We start from the raw sequence: 729 nt of genomic DNA on the forward strand, positions 1-729 counted from the left end.
GAGCTGCTGGAACTGGTCGAGATGGAAGTTCGCGACCTGCTGAGCACCTACGACTTCCCGGGTGACGACACTCCGATCATCATCGGCTCCGCGCTGATGGCCCTGAACGGTCAGGACGACAACGAGATGGGTACCAGCGCTGTCAAGAAGCTGGTCGAGACTCTGGACTCCTACATTCCGGAGCCGGTACGTGCCATCGACAAGCCGTTCCTGATGCCGATCGAAGACGTATTCTCGATCTCCGGTCGCGGTACCGTNCAGGAAGAAATCGAAATCGTTGGTCTGCGTGACACCACCAAGACCACCTGCACCGGCGTTGAAATGTTCCGCAAGCTGCTCGACGAAGGTCGTGCTGGTGAGAACTGTGGCGTCCTGCTGCGCGGCACCAAGCGTGACGACGTGGAGCGTGGCCAGGTTCTGGCCAAGCCGGGCACCATCAAGCCGCACACCAAGTTCGAAGCTGAAGTGTACGTTCTGTCCAAAGAAGAAGGCGGTCGTCACACTCCGTTCTTCAAGGGCTACCGTCCGCAGTTCTACTTCCGTACCACCGACGTGACCGGTTCGTGCGAACTGCCGGAAGGCGTTGAAATGGTAATGCCGGGCGACAACGTGAAAATGGTTGTTACCCTGATCAAGCCGATCGCCATGGAAGATGGTCTGCGCTTCGCGATTCGCGAAGGCGGCCGTACCGTTGGTGCTGGCGTGGTTGCCAAAATCGTCGAGTAATCG

The 729-nt window shown here is 58.5% G+C and carries 1 protein-coding gene; it reads left to right on the forward strand.

Translation table 11 applies throughout. The features are described 5' to 3' along the window. A partial coding sequence (locus AYB31_RS20965) for an EF-Tu/IF-2/RF-3 family GTPase (RefSeq protein ID WP_269085738.1) occupies positions 1–726 on the forward strand: 726 nt, incomplete at its 5' end. Between the last annotated feature and the right edge of the window lie 3 nt (positions 727–729).

Origin of the sequence: Pseudomonas sp. BMS12 (assembly GCF_001592875.1) — a bacterium.
In the GTDB taxonomy this organism is placed as follows: domain Bacteria; phylum Pseudomonadota; class Gammaproteobacteria; order Pseudomonadales; family Pseudomonadaceae; genus Aquipseudomonas.